The organism is Pseudomonas sp. KBS0710 (genome assembly GCF_005938045.2).
GTDB lineage: Bacteria > Pseudomonadota > Gammaproteobacteria > Pseudomonadales > Pseudomonadaceae > Aquipseudomonas.
Window position 1 is genome coordinate 2,335,618 of the sequence record NZ_VCCF02000001.1, and the last position, 19,316, is coordinate 2,354,933.

A 19,316-nucleotide genomic window follows, 5' to 3' on the forward strand; every position below is an offset into this window, starting at 1 on the left:
CTGCACATTTTCCCGGCATGGGCCGGCGTTCTGTAGTGCGTTCCAGTGGATTACTTGCCTGATCCTCTGAGTCTTGTGCGTAGTGGGCGACACTTGCCTGCCGTGCGCGATACAGTTCGGTCACGCGTTAAAAGAGCCATTTATGACGATTAATCAATTGCCCCTGGACGCCTTGATCCAGGCGATCAACGCGCAGGTCGCGGCGCCCGGCGACTACCCCATGCCAGTCCCGGGCCTGGGCTTCTATCGGCGTGAGCAGCCGGCAGCGCCGGTGGTGTGCATGGTCGAGCCGTGTGTGGTGCTGGTGGTTCAGGGTGAAAAACAATTGTGGGTCGGCGGTGAAGGCTACCCCTATGACCCGACGCGGTTTCTGCTGACGTCTCTGGATATTCCGGCCAACTCCGAAGTGCTGGTTGCCAGCCCGACTCGACCCTGCCTGGGCCTGACCTTCAAACTGGACCTGCGCATCCTCGCCGAGCTGATCGCCCAGAGTGAGTTGCCGCCCACTCGGGAACGGGCGGTGATGAAAGGGGTGGGAATCGGCACGGTCACCGAAGGCATGCTGGCGGCGTTTGCACGCTTGGTCGCTTTGCTGGACGAGCCCGAGGCGATCCCGGTACTCGCGCCGTTGATTCAGCGTGAGATCCACTACCGGCTGTTAAAGACCGACCAGGCCGGGCGCCTGCGCCGGATCTGCGCCGTTGACGGGCAGGGCTATCGGATCGCCAAGGCGATCGATTGGCTGAAGCTCAATTACACCGCGCCGTTGCGGGTGGAGGAATTGGCCGCGCGGGTGCAGATGAGCGCAGCCACCTTTCACCATCACTTTCGCAACCTGACGGCGATGAGTCCTTTGCAGTATCAGAAGTGGCTGCGCTTGAATGAGGCGCGGCGCTTGATGCTCAACGAACATCAAGACGTGTCCAGTGCGGCGTTCAAGGTGGGTTATGAAAGCCCGTCACAGTTCAGTCGCGAGTACAGCCGGCTGTTCGGTGTGCCACCCAAGCGCGATATGGCCGCCTTGCGCGGCAAGCTCACTGATCAAGCGGGCTCAAGTTAGCGAAAAAAATACAGCCGATCAGCCGCGCAAACAGGCTCAGGGTTTCCGGCAGGTTGGGGTCTTCAAACAGCATCGCCCGGGAATCCAGTGCGCACAATGCGCCGAACAGGCGGCCATCGGGCAGGAAGATCGGTGCACCGGCGTAGCTTTCGATGGCGAACTGCTTGACCACCGGGCGCGCGGCGAAGCGGCCGTTGTGGCTGATCTGCGGGATGAACAAGGTTTGCGGGTTGACGCAGAACTCGCTGCACAAAGTGGTTTCGAGGTCGAGTACGTCGTCGACGTGAATGCCCATGTCGGCGGTGTCATGCACCGAGCAGACGATCCATTCAAGGTCAGTGAACTTGGCGATGCCGGCAAAGCGCATGCCGGTCAGGCGGGTAACCAGTTGCAGGATGCTGGTGGTGGCTTCTATTTCGGCGATGGCAGCGCGCTCATCGGCGCTGAGTAGCGAATGTGCTGCGGTGACGCTTGGAACCATGCTCAGGCACTCCAAAGGCATGGCGGCAGAGGCCGCCATGCCAGGTCAGTAGTCAGTTGATGCGTGGGTGCTGCTGCACCAGGTTCTGGCGCTTGGCTTCGAGTTCGGCAATCTGAGTGTCGATGTCTTCGATCTTCTGCTCGATATTGTCGTGGTGCTCTTGCAGTATTTCCTTGGCTTCGGCCATGTCCGAGGCCGCAGGCGCCGCGCCGCGCAGTGGCTTGTTGGCGGTTTCCTTCATGGTCAGGCCGGTGATCAGGCCGACCACGGCAAACACCATCAGGTAGTAGGCGGGCATGTACAGGTCGTTGGTGCTTTCCACCAGCCAGGCCACGGCGGTAGGAGTAACACCGGCGATCAATACCGAGACGTTGAAGGCGCTGGCCAGTGCGCTGTAGCGCAGGTGCGTGGGGAACATCGCCGGCAGTGTCGAAGCCATTACGCCGATAAAGAAGTTGAGGACTACCGCCAGGATCAGCAGGCCGGCGAAAATCAGGCCGATCTTGCCGCTGGTGATCAGCATGAACGCCGGAATGGACAGGAACAGCAGGCCTATGCTGCCGGCGATGATGAAGGGTTTGCGGCCGATCTTGTCGCTGACAAAGCCAATGAACGGTTGCACAAACAGCATGCCGACCATGATCGCGATGATGATCAGCACACCGCTGTTTTCTTTGTAGTGCAGGTTATGCGACAGGTAGCTGGGCATATAAGTGAGCAGCATGTAGTAGGTCACGTTGGTGGCCGCGACGATACCGATGCAGGTCAGCAGGCTGCGCCAGTGCTGGGTCGCGACTTCCTTGAACGAGACTTTGGGGCCGTGGGTCAGGCCCTGGCGGTCGCCTTGTTCGAGCTTGTCCATGTGCTGCTGGAAGGCTGGGGTTTCTTCCAGCGCGTGACGCAGGTACAGGCCGATGATGCCCAGGGGCAGGGCGAGGAAGAACGGCAGGCGCCAGCCCCAGGCTTCGAAGTCGGCCTCACCGAGGATCGTCGAGATCAGCACCACGACGCCGGCACCGAGCACAAAACCGGCAATGGAGCCGAAGTCCAGCCAGCTGCCAAGGAACCCGCGTTTACGGTCCGGCGCGTATTCGGCCACAAAAATCGAGGCGCCGGTGTACTCACCACCCACCGAGAAGCCCTGGGCCATTTTGCACAACAGCAGCAGGATCGGCGCCCAGATGCCTATGGAGGCGTAGCCGGGGATCAGGCCGATGGCGAAGGTGCTCAGGGACATGATCACGATGGTGGCGGCCAATACTTTCTGTCGCCCGTATTTGTCGCCCAGGGCGCCGAAGAACAGGCCGCCCAGCGGGCGAATCAGGAAAGGTACGGAGAAGGTACCCAAGGCAGCGATCATTTGTACGCTGGGCGAGGCGTCGGGGAAGAACACCTTGCCGAGCACGTAGGCGACGAACCCGTAGACACCAAAGTCGAACCACTCCATGGCGTTACCCAGTGCGGCGGCGGTGATCGCCTTGCGCACCTTGGTATCGTCGACGATGGTGATGTCTTTCAAACCGATGGGTTTGACGCTTTTCTTACGTAATTTCATGCGGGGCACTCTAAAACTGAACAGGGGAGGTGCCATCGTTGCGATGGCACCGCTCTGTCAGTTCAGATACAAGCCGACATGAAATAATTCACCACTATTTGCGTTTTTTTGCTGATGCGTTGAACTTCATGGCATCAACAAGGAATTATGCGCATGCCTGACGCCCCCTCACGCCTGATCTACCGCAAGCCCGAAGCTAATGATGTGCAGCGATTGTTCGCGATCTTCGGTGACCCGCAGACAAATCTGTTCAATCCTGCCGGGCCGATGGCCAGCCTGGAGCACGCCCAGCGTGTGCTCGACCACTGGCTGGAGCAATGGGCCACCCAGGGTTATGGCTGGTGGGCAATTGCCCGTAAGGAGCAACCCGAGCACCTCATCGGCTTTGGCGGCATCGCGCCGCTTAACTACCTGACCGAGCGGCGCATCAACCTGGGTTATCGCTTCGCCGTGGAGGCGTGGGGGCAGGGCTATGCCACCGAGCTGGGTCGGGATGCGCTGGCGCTGGCCTTCCAGACACTGCATTTGCCGGAGGTTTTCGGCCTGGTGCGACCTGATCACGCGGCTTCGATTCGTGTGCTGGAAAAGCTCGGCATGCAACCCTTCGGCCTGCTCGACGATGTACCGGGCAAGGCGCCTAGCCGGGTGTTTAGCATTCGTCGTCCTACAACTGCTTTGCGCTGATTGTTTATACGCCCGTGTAATACCTGAATAAACGGCAATCTTTCAGATTGACACCGCTAAGGCGCCCGGCTATAAAAGTCGCAGTTGTACGACGACATATGACGTTACATATGTCCTATCTAACAAAAATAAAAAGTGATGCCATGAATTTGAATGAGCCCATCAACGCCCACCGCGTCGGCCAGGCCGTCGGCAACTATCGCTGGACCATCTGCGCGATGTTGTTCTTTGCCACCACCGTCAATTACCTCGACCGCCAGGTGCTCAGCCTCTTGGCGCCGCAACTGTCGACGCAATTTGGCTGGAGCAACACCGACTACGCCAACATCGCTGCGGTGTTCCAGTTCGTTTATGCGATTTCCATGCTGTTTGCCGGGCGGTTTGTCGACAAGATCGGCACCAAGGCTGCTTATGTGGTGGCCATCGCCATCTGGTCCACCGGCGCGATCATGCATGCGTTCTCGGTGCCGATGGGCGCGGGGATTGCCTCGCTCAGCGCCGCGATCGGCCTGGCGGTGATCCCGGTGTCGATTGCGGGCTTTATGCTCTCCCGCGCGGTGCTGGCGATTGGCGAGGCGGGTAACTTCCCCATCGCGATCAAGGCCACCGCCGAATACTTCCCGAAAAAAGAACGCTCCCTGGCCACCGGTATTTTCAACTCCGGCGCCAACGTGGGGGCGATCCTGGCACCCATCTGCGTACCGCTGATTGCCGGGATGTGGGGCTGGGAAGCCGCGTTTATCGTGATCGGCATGCTCGGTTTTGTGTGGGTGGCCGTGTGGTCGATGCTCTATGAGAAACCGGAGCAGCAAAAGCGTTTGTCCGCCGAAGAACTGGCCTACATCCGCAGTGACCAGACCGTACAGCCTTTCGCGCCTGAGCCTGTAGGGGCGACGCCGAAAAAAGTCTCGTGGTTCAAGCTGCTGACCTACCGCCAGACCTGGGCCTTCGCCTTCGGCAAGTTCATGACCGACGGCGTGTGGTGGTTCTTTCTGTTCTGGCTGCCCACTTACCTGTCGGCGCAATACAACATGAAAGGCGCGGATATCGTGATGCCGTTGGCCGTGCTGTACAGCATGACCATGGTCGGCAGTATCGGCGGCGGCTGGTTCCCCAGCTACTTTATGGCACGGGGTGATGCCCCGTATGACGGCCGCATGAAAGCCATGCTGGTGATCGCACTGTTCCCACTGGTGGTGCTGCTGGCGCAACCGTTCGGCTACCTGAGCTTCTGGGTGCCGGTGTTGCTGATCGGCGTGGGCGCCTCGGCGCACCAGGCGTGGTCGTGCAACATTTTCACTACCGTGTCGGATATGTTCCCGCAAAAAACCGTGGCGTCGGTGGTCGGCATCGGCGGCATGGCGGGCGGCCTGGGTGGTGTGGTGATGACCAAGATCGGTGGCTGGGTGTTCGACTACTACAAGTCCATCAACGACATTCACACCGGCTACATGATCATGTTTGCGATCTGTGCCCTGGCCTACCTGGTGGCGTGGAGCGTGATGAAAGCGCTGGTGCCGCGCCATAAGGAAATCACAGACCTGTAACCCGTCCACTGTGGCCAGGGAGCAAGCTCCCTGGCCACAGTGACAAGGTTTAACGGCGGTTATTTATTGCGCGTCACCCGCCAAACGGTGTTGGCCAGGTCGTCAGCAATGATCAGCGCCCCTTTCGGGTCCACCGTCACGCCCACCGGGCGGCCACGGGTCTTGCCGTCATCGCCGCGAAAGCCGGTGGCGAAATCAATCGGTTCGCCAGCCGGCTTGCCGTTGCTGAACGGCACAAAGATCACCTTGTAACCCACCGGGTTGTCGCGGTTCCAGCTGCCGTGCTCGCCGACAAATACGCCGTCGGCGAATTGTTCGCCCATGGCCGGGATCGAAAAATCCACACCCAGTGCGGCAACGTGGGAGCCCAGGCTGTAATCCGGCTTGATCGCGGCCGCTACTTTCATGGGGTTCTGCGGTTGCGCGCGCGGGTCGACATTCTGGCCCCAGTAGCTGTAGGGCCAGCCGTAGAAGGCGCCTTCACGCACCGAGGTCAGGTAGTCCGGCACCAGGTCGGGGCCGAGTTCATCGCGTTCATTGACCACCGTCCACAATTGCCCGGAGCCCGGCTGAATGGTCAGCGCGGTCGGGTTGCGCAGGCCGGTGGCGTAGGGCTTGTGCGCGCCGGTGGTAGCGTCGATCTGCCAGACCATGGCACGGTCGATCTCCACTTCCATGCCGCGTTCGGTGATGTTGCTGTTGGAGCCGATGCCCACATAGAGCTGGCGCCCGTCTTCGCTGATGGCCAGGGATTTGGTCCAGTGATGGTTGATCTGCGCCGGCAGGTCGGTGATTTTGGTGGGCGGGCCGCTGGCTTTGGTTTGGCCGTCGGCATAGTCGAAGCGCACCAGCGCATCCTGGTTGGCGACGTACAGCTTGCCGTCGGCGAAAGCCAGCCCATAGGGCGCGTTGAGGTTGTCGGCAAACACGGTCTTGAGCTCGTATTTGCCGTCACCGTCGGTATCGCGCAGTAACGTGATGCGGTTACCGCTCTTGACCTTGGTGTTGCCCTGGGCCTTGATCACGCTGGCGATCACGTCCTTGGGCTTGAGTTTGGCCGCACTGCCGCCACGGCCTTCGGCAACGAGAATATCGCCATTGGGCAGCACCAGCGTCTGGCGTGGAATGGCCAGGTCGGTGGCGATGGCCGTGACGCTGTAGCCTTGCGGCACTGTGGGTTTTTGCTCGCCCCAGGCTGTCGGCTCGGCAATCTTCATGCTCGGCAGCAGGCTGCTTTGTTGCTCGGGCAGTTTGGGATCGGGACCGCGTGCCTGGGTCTTGTCCCCGGCGTCGCCACACGCGCTCAGCAACAGGGCCGCGCTCAGTAAGGTCAGTGTATGGAGTGGGTTCATTTGGCAGCTCCCGAGCGCAGGTTGGTCAGGCCGATCCAGGTGGCAACGATCGCCAGGACGGTCACGATCACCGACAGCACCAGGCCCACAGGCATCATGGCGTAGGCGTCCTTGGCATGCTGGAACGCGTTGACCAACCCGAGTGCCCAGGTGATCAGTAACAGCAGGAAGTACGCGGCGGGGCGCCCGGATTTACGCTCGGCACGCACCAGATTGACCAGAGCAAACAATAGCGCAAAGCCACAAAACACCAAGGCACCGGCAATTAGCCAGGAGGCGAAATTGGCCCATTGGATCTGATAGGTCTGGCCATAGGCGATGTCACTGAGCAACGCACCGAGAAACAGCGGCACGGTGCCGGCCAACAGGGTCGAGTGCAGCGGGCCAGGCCTGACGAGCGGGTAGGCGGGAAGGGTGGTCATGGGGTCGCGGCTCCTTGTTTTATCCAACGCCCCGGGGCGGGGCAACGCATAGGGAAGGAGCGTAGAGCCTGGCGGATAGTTCAGCGCAATTCGTGTCGAAATATTATTTCAGGGTTTGACCGGGCTTTAACGGGTCCACACATAGCGCACCTCTTCCAGCGTCACGCCACCGCGCACCAGCGTGCGACGGCTGCCGGGTTCTTCAGTGCCGCCAAGGCTTGTATAGAAACGAACGGCTCGTTGGTTTGCGGCTAAAACCCATAAAGAAATGCGTTTATAACCCTGGTCAACCAAACGCTGGAAACCTGCCTGCCACAATTGCGCGCCGATACCGTGGCCCCAATAGTCGGCCAACACGTAGATAGCCATGACCTCTCCGGCTGTGGCCTCGGGCGTGTCCCCATCACGGCAAGGGCCCAGCGACAACCAGCCGATAACGTTGCCATCCACTTCGGCGACTAAAGTTTCAGTCTCTTGGCTTTCAATTGAACGCGCCCAGTGAGCCTCCTTCTGCGGCAGTGTCGCGGTCAGCGCGGCTAGAAAATCCGCCGGCATCAGGTCCACATAGGCGTGTTGCCAACTGCGCACATGCACGTGGGCGATGTGCTTGGCGTCCTTGGGCAATGCATCGCGAATCATAACCATCCCTTGTCGGTAATTTATCGAAACCAGCGTGCCCATTCACTGTTACAGAATAGGTTCTCATTATGCAGAGGCCTGAAAACTGGCATGCTTCAGGGCCTGATAAAAGGAACCCTGTCCATGCGAACCCTGCAATTTCCAGGCTGCAAGATCCCATTGAGGGAAGCCCAAAGTCCAATGTTTGAAGTGCATCACCCATGATTACCCAAACCGGCGTGGACGCCCAGGGCTGTGTGTTGACACTGGACGATGCCGCCTTCCAGCCCGAATTTGAGCCGCTGCTGGCGGATGTCTGCGCCAGCCTCTCCCAGTCCGGGCTGGGCGGCATATACGTGTATGGCAGTGTCGCCAGGGGCGATGCAAGCCCAGGTGAGTCGGATTTGGACCTTAGCCTGATTCTGCTCGAACCGCCGGATGCACAGGTGTTGGCACACCTGGAAACGCTACGCCAGGCGCTGGAGCAACGTCACCCGGAGGTCACCAAAATTGACTTCGATATCGGCCACCGCGCTGAAGTACTGGCGCCCGAGAACGCAAATAAGTGGGGCTTCTGGCTCAAGCATCATTGCCGTTGTGTGTGGGGCGAGGATCTTTCGCTGCGTTTTGCACGCTTCCCGCCTTCGCGCGCAATCGCCCTGGCGTTGAATGGTGACTTTGAGCAGGTATTGAGTGGCTATCTCACCCGTATTGACCACGCTGGCACTGCATCCGAACGCCTTCGCCTGCAACGCGAGGCGGCGCGCAAGCTGATTCGAGCCACTAACACCTTGCGCGCCGACAACGCAGCAAGCTGGCCACACACGCTCGAAGAACACGTTGCAGCATTTATCCAGCACGAGCCGACGATGCGCATCCAGATCGCGTACTTTCTGTTTGAGGCGCGCAACCCGAGTGCCGATTGCGAGCCTTTTACCACGCGATTGCGCGCCTTTATCGACTGGATGGTTTCACAGCAGGCATAGATAGGTATATTGGCGTTCAACCTCACTTTACATACGCTGAACCTATGATCAATTTCCGTTTGATTCGCCACCTCTGGCTGTTCCTGGCCGTCGCCGAAGAACAGAACTTCGGCCGCGCCGCCAAGCGCCTGGGCATGTCGCAGCCGCCCTTGAGCGAGCAGATCCAGGTGTTGGAACAGGCGCTCAAGGTCACGCTGTTCGAGCGCTCGCGGCGCGGTGCCAAGCTCACGCCAGTGGGCGCGGCTATCCTGCCGGCGGTGCGCAAGTTCGCCGAGCAGTTGGAGCGCCTGGAGCTGGCGGTGGAGGAAGCGGTGGCGGGGCAGTCGGGCATGCTTACCATCGGCGCGATTTCCACGGCGATGTTTGATGTGCTGCCGGGCCTGATCAACCAGCTCAAGCAGCAATACCCGCACCTCACCGTGTCGGTGCGCGAGATTGACAGTGTCGAAGCCGTACCGGCGCTGGAGGCTGGCGACATCGACCTGGCCTTTGCGCGACTGGACGGCGACCTGGGCCCGGCGATCCAGTCGTTGCCGTTGCGCGAGGATCGCCTGATGGTGGCCCTGCCCAGCGATCATTCGCTGGCGGCGCGCACGCGCATCAGCCTGTCGAGCCTGGCCAGCGAGCCGCTGGTGATGTTTTCACGCAAGGTCAGCCCGGTGTATTTCGACAACCTGATTGCCACCTGCCGCGCCAACGGGTTTTCACCGCGGGTACTGCATGAAGTGCGCTCGGTGGCTTCGCAAATTGCCTTTGTCAGCTGTGGCCAGGGCATCGCGCTGGTGCCGGCGTCGTTGAAGAAGCTGGCGCCGGACAATGTGGTGCTGCGCGCACTCACGCAAAAGCTCAATGTGGTCACCACCGCCGTGGCCTGGAACAGTGAGCGGCCCAACCCGCTGGTGACCGAGTTGGTCGCGCAGTTTCAGGCTCATACGATTGGCGTATGAATGTGTTCCGCTATCGGTCATTTACACGCAGCGGAAAACCCCGGAAATTGGCGGGCTGTTTGTCCAAGGAAACTGCACCATGTCGTTCGTTCACACCTGCGTACCGCTGACGGTAGACGGCGTTGCGCTGAACATCGCTGCCCTGCACCGTAGCGGTGAGGGCGCGCCCATCCTGTTCCTGCACGGGTTTGGTTCGACCAAGGAAGACTACGCCGATATTGTCCTGCACCCGGCCTTTGACGGGCGCGCCTTTGTCGCCTACGACGCGCCCGGTTGCGGTGAAAGCCAGTGCGACAATCTGTCGAAAATCAGTATTCCCTTGCTGCTGGAGACGGCCTTGCAGGTACTGGAGCATTTCGATATTCAGCGCTTCCATTTGGTCGGCCACTCCATGGGTGGGCTGACCGCACTGATGCTGGCGCACCGTTTTCCGGATCGCGTGCTGAGCTTTATCGACATTGAAGGCAATATCGCCCCCGAAGACTGCTTCCTGAGCCGGCAAATCGTCGACTTCCCGGCAGAGGATCCCGAGGCGTTTTTCAGTGCATTCATCGAACGCGCCCGCCACGCACCGGCGTATGCCAGTGCGCTGTATGCGGCGAGCCTGCGCCACAAAGTGCGCGCCGGTGCGGTACGCGGGATCTTCCAGTCGATGGTCGAGCTGTCTGACCACGCCGACCTGATGGGCAAGTTTCTCGGCCTGCCATGCCCGAAGATGTTCATGTATGGCGAGCAGAACGCCTCACTGTCGTACCTGCCCCATATCCAGGCCCACGGTGTGCGCCTGGCGCCCATTGCCCGGTGCGGACACTTCCCGATGTATTCCAACCCGGTTGCGATGTGGCAACAGATCGCGAAATTTCACCGGAGCCGTCTCTGCGTTCTGTAGGGGGAAGTGCAATGTCACATGCAGGTCTTCAGCACGTTAGCTTTATTATGCCATCACAGTTTTTAAGATTTTTAACTTCATCGAGCATCCAGCGAGTAGTGCTATTAGTTTTATTCTGTATCTCTCTTGTAGTGGTTTTGCTGGGATCGTAGGGGTGAGTGCCCGGCGCGAAGCATGAGAGAGGGAGTTCGCACACTGGTTGATGCTGGAACTGTGGGTCAGGTGGCGGCAATACCCTGAGCGAGGCTGTTGTATTGAGATCGCAAGTTGGTCGGGCACTATTGTTTTGCTTCCACGCTTCATCGCACTCGTTGGCGTATGCCATATTCAGCGTTGCCAATGGGTACAGTATCAGCAGGGCAGGCGCAGTATGTTTGGCGAGTTTCATTTTTTTAACTCCTGAGTTTGGAAGTGAGGGGGTGATTTGGTTTCACTCGCACACGATCTTTTCGCACTCAGGATAGAATGCTTGCGTGACGCTATTAACCTGTAAGAAGTAACAGTTTTTTATATCCGTTTGAGCTAACTGATAGTTGATTTTCTTTTATGCAAAGAATGTTCAATGAGGGCGAGTTGCTGATTTATTATTAAGATTGGTTTGTTGTCTGCTTGATGCGTATAGATGTGTTTGCGGCGGGTATAAAATAGGCCTCATGTTTCGTCAGGGGGCCTGATTGGTTTCAGTGCTTACGACTTGAAGCGTCCAACGAGCCCACTTAACTCATACGACAGGCCCGCCAACCGCCCCGAATCATCCTGCGCAGCATTGGCCAGGTCCACCAACCTTGTCTCGTCATGGGTCTGCCGAATATTCCAGTTGATCTCCTCGGCCACGCTGTGTTGTTCCTCGGCGGCGGATATCTGCAGGGTCTGGTCGCGGATCTCGTTTGCCTTCAAGGCAGCTTTCAAGCCGGCGGTCGCGCTGGTCAGCGGCGCTGGCCCTGCCGTCACGAGAACAGCGGCCCCGCCCATGGAGGCCTGGGCCAGCGCAACCACGGATGCGCCATCGATATAGGCGTGATCGGCCGCTTTGGCGATGGTCGACAGGTAGCCACCCACATCGCCCGCCTTGAACAGCGCCCAGGCGCCTGGAACCAACTGCACGTCAACGTTTGCGTCCGAGTGTAACGCTGCGCGTTGGAACAGGCTTGAGGTGGGAGCGAGGGTGGTTTCGACGGCGCATAACACCACGACCTTGCCGCCTGCTTGAACGGCTGTGAGGGCGAGGGCTTGGTCCGTCCTGAGAATGCATGACGGGATGCGCTCGTCAATTTCATCAACCGATGGCCCTAACGTCGAGCAGGTGAGCAGCACGACGTCAGCGTGTTGAGCGAGTGAGAGCAATGCGTTGGCGGTTGAGGCCGCAATTTCAGGCGTGAGACCACCTATTTCTTCCGCCGCAGCCAGAAGGTCGGCGCGCACCTCATGCTGCAGAACGGCGGGTGCGATCCCCAGCGCATGTGCAGCTGCGTCAAAGACTGCAATGTTGCTGGCTGCGGTATGAAGGCAGGTGATTCGCATAGGGACTCGCCAAGTTGAAAGTGTTGAGCCCCGCAGTGTTATCACAGTTAAGATGCCATCGGTATTTTCTCATTAAGGACAATGCATGCCACTGATCACGGAACGCGTAGCGCTGGCCCGCAATGGTGCCAACGATAAGGTCATTTGCCGCATGGCCTCGGGCTGGGCGGTGATGGGCGATGTGCAGTTCTTGCCGGGCTATTGCCTGTTGTTGCCTGACCCGGTGGTTGCCAGCCTCAATGATCTGGACACCGAGGCGCGTGCAACGTACCTGCTCGATATGGCCCGTCTTGGCGATGCAGTGCTGGCCGCTACCGGTGCCTTGCGCATGAACTACGAGATACTGGGCAACTCGGAGCCGGAGTTGCACTGCCATATTTTCCCGCGTTATGCCTCGGAGCCGGAGGACAAACGCAGGATGCCGGTGTGGTTCTACGACTGGAAAACCGCGCCCCCTTACGCTGAAGAGCAGCACGGTGAGTTGCGCAACACGATCGCGCAGCTACTCAAATCCGCAATGGAAATTGGTTGATGCAAAGAAATAATCTGGTCCCGGAATTGATGGTGACTGACCTGAACCAGAGCCTTGATTTCTGGGTAGGTTGCCTGGGGTTCAAGGTGGCTTATCAACGCCTGGAAGACGGCTTTGCGTATCTCGACCAGGACGGCGCTCAGGTGATGCTTGAGCAAGTCGACCCACTCGCCAATCAATGGCTCACGGGGGCGTTGGAACGGCCATTTGGACGCGGCATGAACCTGCAGATAGATGTCGCGGCGGTGCTCCCGGTTATTCAACGGCTGGAACGGGCAGCGTATCCCGTGTTCAAAGCCAGCAAAGACGTGTGGTACCGGGCGGGCGAAGTCGAGGTCGGGCAGCGCGAGTTTCTGGTACAGGACCCCGATGGTTATCTGGTGAGACTGGTAGAGCGGCTTGGCGAAAGGGCGCGGGCCAACGCGTGAGCGCAAAGCCGCACGCCTGTTGGTGATCAGCCCGGCGCGAACAGTGCTGCTGTTCTGCTTCGTTCACAAGGACGGCGCACTGGCCGGCAGGAACGACTGGGTGACGCCCGGCGGTGGTGTTGAAGCCGGGGAAACCTTTAGCAGGCAGGCATTTTTTAAAGCATGGCCAGGATATCGGCAGTGCCGGTGACCCTGGCGTAATCCATCGCCAGGTTGCTCAGCGACAGTGCATGCACATCCTCGGCAGGCCAGAGTCGGCCCGATAAATCAGTTTGATCAAAGGTGTAGCAGGCATCCGCCGCCACGGTGACCTCAAAACCCAGGTTGCCGCCGGAGCGCGCCGTGGACTCGACAGAGTTGTTGGTGATCACCCCAACGATCACCACTTGCCGGATCCCACGCCCATGCAGCCAGCGCTCAAGCCCGGTGGCGGCGAACGCGTCCGGGACATTTTTTTCCACCACATGCTCATCCTTGAACGGTGCCAGTGCCGGCTGGAACTCACAGCCCGGTTGGCCCGGCCAAAACACTGAGCCTTCGCTGCGGGACATATGCCGTACATGCACCACGGGGCGCTCGGATTGTCGCCATGCACGCAGCAGATGCTGTATCTGCACCTCGGCGTCGGGGTTGTTGCGTCGCCCCAGCTTGGGGTCGTGCATGCCTTGCTGCATGTCGATGATCAACAATGCGGCGTTTGTGGCTAGCGGCTCCATGGCACATTCCTTGGCTTGATCAGGGGGGAAAGATAGCAGCGATTGGGCGTACTAAAACAGGGCTGTTGTTCGAAGCCCACTTTCACGATGTACATCTATCCAATGTGGGAGCGGGCTTGCTCGCGAAGGCTGCGTGTCAGTCGATGCATCAATTGACTGGTCCACCGCTTTCGCGAGCAAGCCCGCTCCCACATTGAGATCATTTTACACTCGATGAATCTTGTTTCTGTGCATTGACCGCGGGTCAGCGCAGCTTTTCGAGCATCTGGTAGTACCACATGCCGGCTGCCAGCATCGGGTTGCCGAACACATCGCCGAGCGGCACCTTGATGTGTTTGCACCCGGCGAAGGTGTCGAACTTCGACAGCGTGCCGGTCAGCGCTTCGGCCATGATTTCGCCCATGATGTGGCTGGTGGCGATGCCATGCCCGGAGTAGCCCTGGCAGTACCAGACGTTGTCCGAGAGCTTGCCCAATTGCGGGATGCGATTCATCACGATGCCCATGGCGCAGCTCCACTGGAACTCGATATCCACGCCTCTGAGCGCCGGGAACGTGCGTTCGATACAGGGCCGCAGTTCTGCGGCGATGTCGCGTGAGTCGCGCCCGGAATAGTTGGCGCCGCCACCAAACAACAGCCGACCATCGCCGGTGAGGCGGTAGTAGTCGAGTACAAACCGGCAGTCGTACACCGCAAGGTCCTGCGGGTTGATCTGATGCGCCAGTTCGCCCAGGGGGGCGGTGGTGACAATGCCGCCCATGGCCGGGAAGATCTTGCCCTTGAGCTGTTTGGGTTCGAGCTTGTGGTACACATCGCCGGCCAGCAGCACCTGGTGCGCATCGATGCGGCCTTGGGCGGTGATCACCGCCGGGCGTTCGCCATGCACGATTTCCAGCACTTCTGAATTCTCGAAAATCAGCGCGCCCAGGCTGTGTGCGGCGCGCGCTTCGCCCAGGCACAGGTTCAGCGGATGCAAGTGCAGGTTGCGGGTGTTTTTAAGGGCGCCCAGGTACAACGGGCTGTCCAGGTGCTGACGCACACCGGCCTGATCGAGCAGGCTGACCTGAGCGCCCATGCCGCGCCGTTGTGCTTCGTCGTGAAAGGCGCGCAGTTCGGCCATGTGCGAGGGTTTCATCGCGGCATGCAGATGGCCGTGCTTGAGGTCGCAGTCAATCGCGTATTTTTTCACGCGTTGCTCGATGATTGCGTGCCCACGCCAGCGTAAGTGCCAGATGAAATCATCCACCTCATCGCCCAGGCGTTTGCGCATCTGTTCGCGCATGGCCTCGTCGCCCGACAGGCTGCCGGTGACTTGCCCGCCATTGCGCCCGCTGGCGCCCCAGCCGATTCGATGGGTCTCGACAATCGCCACCTTGAGCCCGCGTTCAGCGAGCTCCACGGCGCTGGCAACGCCGGTGAAACCGCCGCCGATGATCACCACGTCCACGCTGACCTGGCCTTGCAAGGTCGTGTACTGGGTGGCGTCGTTGAGGCTGGCGGTGTAATACGAGGGGCTGCGCAAAGCTGCGGTCATGGGGTGATCCTTCTGATAAATGAATGCCGGTAAGGCGTATTCGACGTGGATCAGAAGGGTGCATCAGGTGGGCGTGCATGGCGGCAATGCCACAGCGCCCAGAAGGCCAGGATGTGATTGAACAGCGGGTTCTCGCAGGAACGCCTCTGCACCTTCGCGAAGGAAGGGAGCAGGGCACTACGGATCAAACACAGGCGCGAAATCATGGTCGCCGATGCTCCCATCGTGCGTGGGTGCATTCAATCGCCGTTTGTGAACCTTCAGGTATGGCTTTGTTAAACAATCAGGCCCGATTGAGTTCATTCACATAAGCGCTGAACATAGCGGCCATACCATCGGCATACAGTTCAATCTCGGCGGCGGTGCGCGGGCTCATGGAGAAGTCCTTGCCCACGCAACCCAGCGTGCTGCGGATCAGGTCGCACGCCAGTGCGCGGGTTGCGTCGGGCACCTCGGGCAGTAACTCGTGCATGAATGCCTCAAACGCTTGCCGGCCAGCCGCGCGCACGTGTTCCGCTTCCGGCGCGTCGCGGTACAGCGGCGCCGCGTCGTGGAGCGCACCGCGCATCAGCGCCTCCTCGCACTCGGAATGGATAAATGCATGCACCAGGGTACGCAGGCGGGTCAGGGGCGCGACTGCGGTTTTTTCGAGAATGTCGCGCAGCATTTGGGTGGTCTGCTGCCACTCATCACTTTGCAACCGAAACAGGATCGCGGCCTTGTTGGGGAAGTACTGGTATACCGAACCGACACTCACCCCGGCTTTTTCCGCGACCCGCGCGGTGGTGAAACGCGTGGCGCCTTCCTTGGCCAAAACCTGAATAGACGCTTCGAGAATCGCCGCCACCAGTTCGGTGGAGCGTGCCTGCTGTGGCTGTTTGCGCGAGGAAATACGCGCAGTCTGGCGGGTGGTCATTTACGGCTCCAAGCGCTGGGCGAACGCGAATAGCGAATGCGATGAATCACTCGCATACTTTTAATGCGACGAATTAGTCGCATCTTAGTCCCCATCCTACGGAAATCAATCATGACCACCCTGACCACCGCGCCTCTCGCCGCCTTGATCGAACGCCTTTACACCCAAGCCGATGCGGCCACCAGCCCGCTCATCGACACTGTGTCGCCGCAAGAGCGCAACCGCCTGATGCACAGCAAAACCGAATACCTGGAGCTTTACACGATGCTCAAGGACTTGTGGCTGCCGGTCTCGCGTGACACCGGCAACCTGCTCTACATGCTGGCCCGCAGCAGCCACGCAAAAGCGATTGTCGAGTTCGGCACCTCGTTTGGCTTGTCCACCCTGTTCCTGGCTGCCGCACTGCGCGACAACGGCGGCGGCGTGCTGATCGGCAGCGAATTCGAACCGTCGAAGATCGCCCTGGCGCGTGAGCACTTCATTGAAGGTGGCGTGAGCGACCTGATCGAAGTGCGTGAAGGTGATGCGTTGGTCTCGCTGGCTGCGAACCTGCCGCAATCAGTCGACCTGCTGCTGCTCGATGGCGCCAAGTCGCTGTATGGCGACGTGTTGAACCTGGTGGAGAAGCACCTGCGGCCGGGCGCGCTGGTGGTGGCTGACAATACCAACTACTGCCCTGAATACCTGGCGCATGTGCGCGCGCCTGCAAACGGCTATCTGTCGGTGCCGTTTGCCGATGACATCGAACTGTCGATTCGCCTCGGCTGAGGATTGGTTCAACGAGCGGTGGCCGGCCGTTAGCACCGATCGGCAGCCGATTCGCAAAACCCTGAGACTTCCCGGCGAAAATCTTCATAATGGCGGCCAATTTGTTTAGCTCGTTATTCTGGTGTGCCCGCATGGAAATTAAGGTCAACTTTCTCGACAACCTTCGGCTTGAAGCCAAGTTCGATGACTTCACGGTGATTGCCGACCAGCCGATTCGCTACAAAGGCGACGGTTCGGCCCCGGGGCCGTTCGATTACTTCCTGGCTTCGTCGGCGTTGTGCGCGGCGTACTTTGTGAAGCTGTACTGCGCAACACGCAATATTCCAACCGAGAATATTCGCCTGTCGCAGAACAACATCGTTGATCCGGAAAACCGCTACAACCAGATCTTCAAGATTCAGGTGGAGTTGCCGGCGGACATTTCCGACAAGGACCGCCAGGGAATCCTGCGTTCCATCGACCGCTGCACGGTGAAGAAAGTGGTGCAGGCCGGGCCGGAATTTGTCATCGAAGAAGTCGAAAACCTTGACGTGGATGCCCAGGCATTGTTGATGCCCAATTCCGCGTCCGAGGCGGGCACCTACATCGCCGGCAAGGACCTGCCGCTGGAGCAGACCATCGCCAACATGTCCGGCATTCTCGCCGGCCTGGGCATGAAGATTGAGATCGCCTCGTGGCGCAATATCGTGCCCAACGTATGGTCGTTGCATATCCGCGATGCACACTCGCCGATGTGTTTCACCAACGGCAAGGGCGCGACCAAGGAAGGCGCACTGGCGTCGGCGTTGGGCGAGTTTATCGAGCGGCTCAACTGCAACTTCTTCTACAACGACCAGTTCTGGGGTGAGGAGCTGGCCAACGCGCCGTTCGTGCATTACCCGGATGAGCGCTGGTTCCAGCCCGGGCCCAAGGATGAACTGCCGAGTGAAATCCTCGACGCCTACTGCCTGAAGGTCTACAACCGTGAGGGCGAGCTGCGTGGCTCGCACCTGTTCGACACCAACTCGGGCAATGAAGAGCGCGGCATTGTATCGCTGCCGTTCGTGCGCCAGTCCGACGGCGAGGTGGTGTATTTCCCGTCCAACCTGATCGAAAACCTCTACCTCAGCAACGGCATGAGCGCGGGCAATACCTTGGCTGAAGCCCAGGTGCAGTGCCTGTCGGAGATTTTCGAGCGTGCGGTGAAGCGCGAGATCATCGAAGGCGAGTTCGCCTTGCCGGATGTGCCCGCAGAAGTGTTGGCCAAATACCCCGGCATTGTCGCCGGCATCGAAGGCCTGGAGGCCCAGGGCTTCCCGGTGCTGGTCAAGGATGCGTCCCTAGGCGGCGAGTTCCCGGTGATGTGCGTCACCCTGATGAACCCGCGTACCGGCGGTGTATTCGCCTCGTTCGGCGCTCACCCGAGCATGGAAGTGGCGCTGGAACGCAGCCTCACCGAACTGCTCCAGGGCCGCAGTTTTGAAGGTTTGAATGACCTGCCGCAGCCGACCTTTGAAGGCCAGGCGGTGACCGAGCCTAACAACTTTGTCGAGCACTTTATCGACTCAAGCGGCGTGGTGTCGTGGCGTTTCTTCAGTGCGCAGTCGGACTATGAATTTGTCGAGTGGGACTTCTCGGGTGAGGGTGAAAACTCCAACGCCGAAGAGGCCGCCACCCTGTTCGGTATTCTCGAAGGCATGGGCAAAGAGTCCTACATGGCGGTGTACGAACATCTGGGCGCTACGGCTTGCCGGATCCTGGTGCCGGACTACTCGGAAATTTACCCGGTGGACGACCTGATCTGGGACAACACCAATAAGGCACTGTTTTTCCGCGCCGATATCCTCAACCTGCACAGCCTTGACGAGGAGGCGTTGCAGGCGTTGGTCGAGCGTCTGATCGAAAGCGAGCTGGACGATTACACCGACATCACCACCTTGATCGGCATTGAGTTCGACGACAACACGGCCTGGGGCCAGTTGACCATCCTGGAGCTGAAACTGCTGATCTTCCTGGCCTTGCAGCAATATGAGGAGGCCAAGGAGTGCGTGGAGATGTTCCTGCAATACAACGACAACACCGCTGAGCGCGGCCTGTTCTACCAGGCGATGAATGCGGTGTTGGAGATGCAGCTGGACGACGACCTGGAGCTTGCCGATTACGAGGCCAACTTCCGCCGGATGTTCGGTAACGAGCGGATGGATGCGGTGATTGGTTCGGTCGATGGCAGTGTGCGGTTTTATGGCCTGACGCCGACCAGCATGAAGCTGGAAGGGCTGGATCGGCATTTGCGCCTGATCGAGAGCTACAAGAAGCTGCACTCGGCGCGGGCCAACGTCACTTCAGCCTGACACAAAACCCCTGTGGGAGCGGGCTTGCTC

General features: G+C 59.6%; 19 protein-coding genes and 2 pseudogenes. 11 read left to right on the forward strand and 10 right to left on the reverse strand.

The features are described 5' to 3' along the window. The first annotated feature begins 142 nt into the window (after positions 1–142). Positions 143–1,060: an AraC family transcriptional regulator gene (locus tag FFI16_RS10735; RefSeq protein ID WP_138815261.1), complete on the forward strand. Its 918-nt coding sequence runs from the start codon at positions 143–145 to the stop codon at positions 1,058–1,060. Here FFI16_RS10735 and FFI16_RS10740 read toward each other — a convergent pair. Beyond that, positions 1,035–1,541 carry a GAF domain-containing protein gene (locus tag FFI16_RS10740; RefSeq protein WP_138815262.1) on the reverse strand — a complete coding sequence of 169 codons (507 nt, stop codon included), beginning with the start codon at positions 1,539–1,541 and terminating at the stop codon, positions 1,035–1,037. The genes FFI16_RS10735 and FFI16_RS10740 overlap by 26 nt on opposite strands. Before the next feature lie 52 nt (positions 1,542–1,593). Continuing rightward, entirely contained in the window at positions 1,594–3,096 is a 1,503-nt protein-coding gene (proP, locus tag FFI16_RS10745) for a glycine betaine/L-proline transporter ProP (protein WP_138815263.1), read from the reverse strand. A 153-nt stretch (positions 3,097–3,249) separates the two neighbouring features. On the opposite strand from proP, the gene FFI16_RS10750 reads away from it, so the two are divergent. Both FFI16_RS10750 and FFI16_RS10755 read left to right on the forward strand, forming a co-directional pair. Continuing rightward, positions 3,250–3,780 carry a GNAT family N-acetyltransferase gene (locus tag FFI16_RS10750; protein ID WP_138815264.1) on the forward strand — a complete coding sequence of 177 codons (531 nt, stop codon included), beginning with the start codon at positions 3,250–3,252 and terminating at the stop codon, positions 3,778–3,780. A gap of 143 nt (positions 3,781–3,923) precedes the next feature. Further along, complete coding sequence (locus tag FFI16_RS10755) at positions 3,924–5,327, forward strand: MFS transporter (RefSeq protein ID WP_138815265.1); 1,404 nt, start codon at positions 3,924–3,926, stop codon at positions 5,325–5,327. A 59-nt stretch (positions 5,328–5,386) separates the two neighbouring features. Here FFI16_RS10755 and FFI16_RS10760 read toward each other — a convergent pair whose 3' ends face one another. From FFI16_RS10760 to FFI16_RS10770, 3 genes are all read right to left on the reverse strand, one after another. Further along, positions 5,387–6,679, reverse strand: coding sequence for a sorbosone dehydrogenase family protein (locus FFI16_RS10760; protein ID WP_138815266.1), 1,293 nt, complete (start codon positions 6,677–6,679; stop codon positions 5,387–5,389). Next, complete coding sequence (locus tag FFI16_RS10765; protein ID WP_138815267.1) at positions 6,676–7,101, reverse strand: DUF2231 domain-containing protein; 426 nt, start codon at positions 7,099–7,101, stop codon at positions 6,676–6,678. The genes FFI16_RS10760 and FFI16_RS10765 overlap by 4 nt, the downstream gene beginning before the upstream one ends. A gap of 126 nt (positions 7,102–7,227) precedes the next feature. Then, positions 7,228–7,740: a GNAT family N-acetyltransferase gene (locus tag FFI16_RS10770; protein ID WP_138815268.1), complete on the reverse strand. Its 513-nt coding sequence runs from the start codon at positions 7,738–7,740 to the stop codon at positions 7,228–7,230. Positions 7,741–7,940: 200 nt separating this feature from the next. Here FFI16_RS10770 and FFI16_RS10775 point away from each other — a divergent pair, with 200 nt between their 5' ends. The 3 genes from FFI16_RS10775 (at position 7,941) to FFI16_RS10785 (ending at position 10,541) form a co-directional block, all read left to right on the forward strand. After that, complete coding sequence (locus FFI16_RS10775; protein WP_138815269.1) at positions 7,941–8,705, forward strand: nucleotidyltransferase domain-containing protein; 765 nt, start codon at positions 7,941–7,943, stop codon at positions 8,703–8,705. Positions 8,706–8,749: 44 nt separating this feature from the next. Further along, a complete protein-coding gene (locus FFI16_RS10780; RefSeq protein WP_138815270.1) occupies positions 8,750–9,652 on the forward strand; it encodes a LysR family transcriptional regulator in 903 nt (300 codons plus the stop codon). A gap of 79 nt (positions 9,653–9,731) precedes the next feature. Further along, positions 9,732–10,541, forward strand: a complete 810-nt coding sequence (locus FFI16_RS10785) for an alpha/beta fold hydrolase (RefSeq protein ID WP_138815271.1) — start codon at positions 9,732–9,734, stop codon at positions 10,539–10,541. A 28-nt stretch (positions 10,542–10,569) separates the two neighbouring features. Here the strand turns inward: FFI16_RS10785 and FFI16_RS10790 are convergent, their stop codons facing one another. Both FFI16_RS10790 and FFI16_RS30595 read right to left on the reverse strand, forming a co-directional pair. Then, positions 10,570–10,929, reverse strand: a complete 360-nt coding sequence (locus FFI16_RS10790; protein WP_138815272.1) for a hypothetical protein — start codon at positions 10,927–10,929, stop codon at positions 10,570–10,572. 299 nt (positions 10,930–11,228) lie between these two features. Further along, positions 11,229–11,438: pseudogene (locus FFI16_RS30595) on the reverse strand (chemotaxis protein); the annotation flags it as partial. A gap of 709 nt (positions 11,439–12,147) precedes the next feature. Between FFI16_RS30595 and FFI16_RS10800 the strand changes: the two are divergent. The 3 genes and pseudogenes from FFI16_RS10800 to FFI16_RS30650 all read left to right on the forward strand — a co-directional run. Beyond that, positions 12,148–12,594 (forward strand): HIT family protein, encoded by a 447-nt coding sequence (locus tag FFI16_RS10800; RefSeq protein WP_138815273.1) that lies wholly within the window; start codon positions 12,148–12,150, stop codon positions 12,592–12,594. Further along, positions 12,591–13,022 (forward strand): VOC family protein, encoded by a 432-nt coding sequence (locus tag FFI16_RS10805; RefSeq protein WP_138815274.1) that lies wholly within the window; start codon positions 12,591–12,593, stop codon positions 13,020–13,022. Before FFI16_RS10800 ends, FFI16_RS10805 begins: the two co-directional genes overlap by 4 nt. After that, positions 12,994–13,173, forward strand: a pseudogene (locus FFI16_RS30650) (DNA mismatch repair protein MutT); the annotation flags it as partial. The gene FFI16_RS10805 and the pseudogene FFI16_RS30650, both read left to right, overlap by 29 nt. Before the next feature lie 4 nt (positions 13,174–13,177). Here FFI16_RS30650 and FFI16_RS10815 read toward each other — a convergent pair. From FFI16_RS10815 to FFI16_RS10825, 3 genes are all read right to left on the reverse strand, one after another. Then, positions 13,178–13,738: a cysteine hydrolase family protein gene (locus FFI16_RS10815; protein WP_138815275.1), complete on the reverse strand. Its 561-nt coding sequence runs from the start codon at positions 13,736–13,738 to the stop codon at positions 13,178–13,180. Positions 13,739–13,982: 244 nt separating this feature from the next. Beyond that, entirely contained in the window at positions 13,983–15,272 is a 1,290-nt protein-coding gene (locus FFI16_RS10820) for an FAD-binding oxidoreductase (RefSeq protein ID WP_138815276.1), read from the reverse strand. A 283-nt stretch (positions 15,273–15,555) separates the two neighbouring features. Continuing rightward, positions 15,556–16,188, reverse strand: coding sequence for a TetR family transcriptional regulator (locus FFI16_RS10825; RefSeq protein ID WP_138815277.1), 633 nt, complete (start codon positions 16,186–16,188; stop codon positions 15,556–15,558). Between the two features lie 111 nt (positions 16,189–16,299). On the opposite strand from FFI16_RS10825, the gene FFI16_RS10830 reads away from it, so the two are divergent. Both FFI16_RS10830 and FFI16_RS10835 read left to right on the forward strand, forming a co-directional pair. After that, a complete protein-coding gene (locus FFI16_RS10830) occupies positions 16,300–16,956 on the forward strand; it encodes an O-methyltransferase (RefSeq protein WP_138815278.1) in 657 nt (218 codons plus the stop codon). A gap of 131 nt (positions 16,957–17,087) precedes the next feature. Continuing rightward, complete coding sequence (locus FFI16_RS10835; RefSeq protein WP_138815279.1) at positions 17,088–19,286, forward strand: OsmC domain/YcaO domain-containing protein; 2,199 nt, start codon at positions 17,088–17,090, stop codon at positions 19,284–19,286. Positions 19,287–19,316 lie beyond the last annotated feature (30 nt).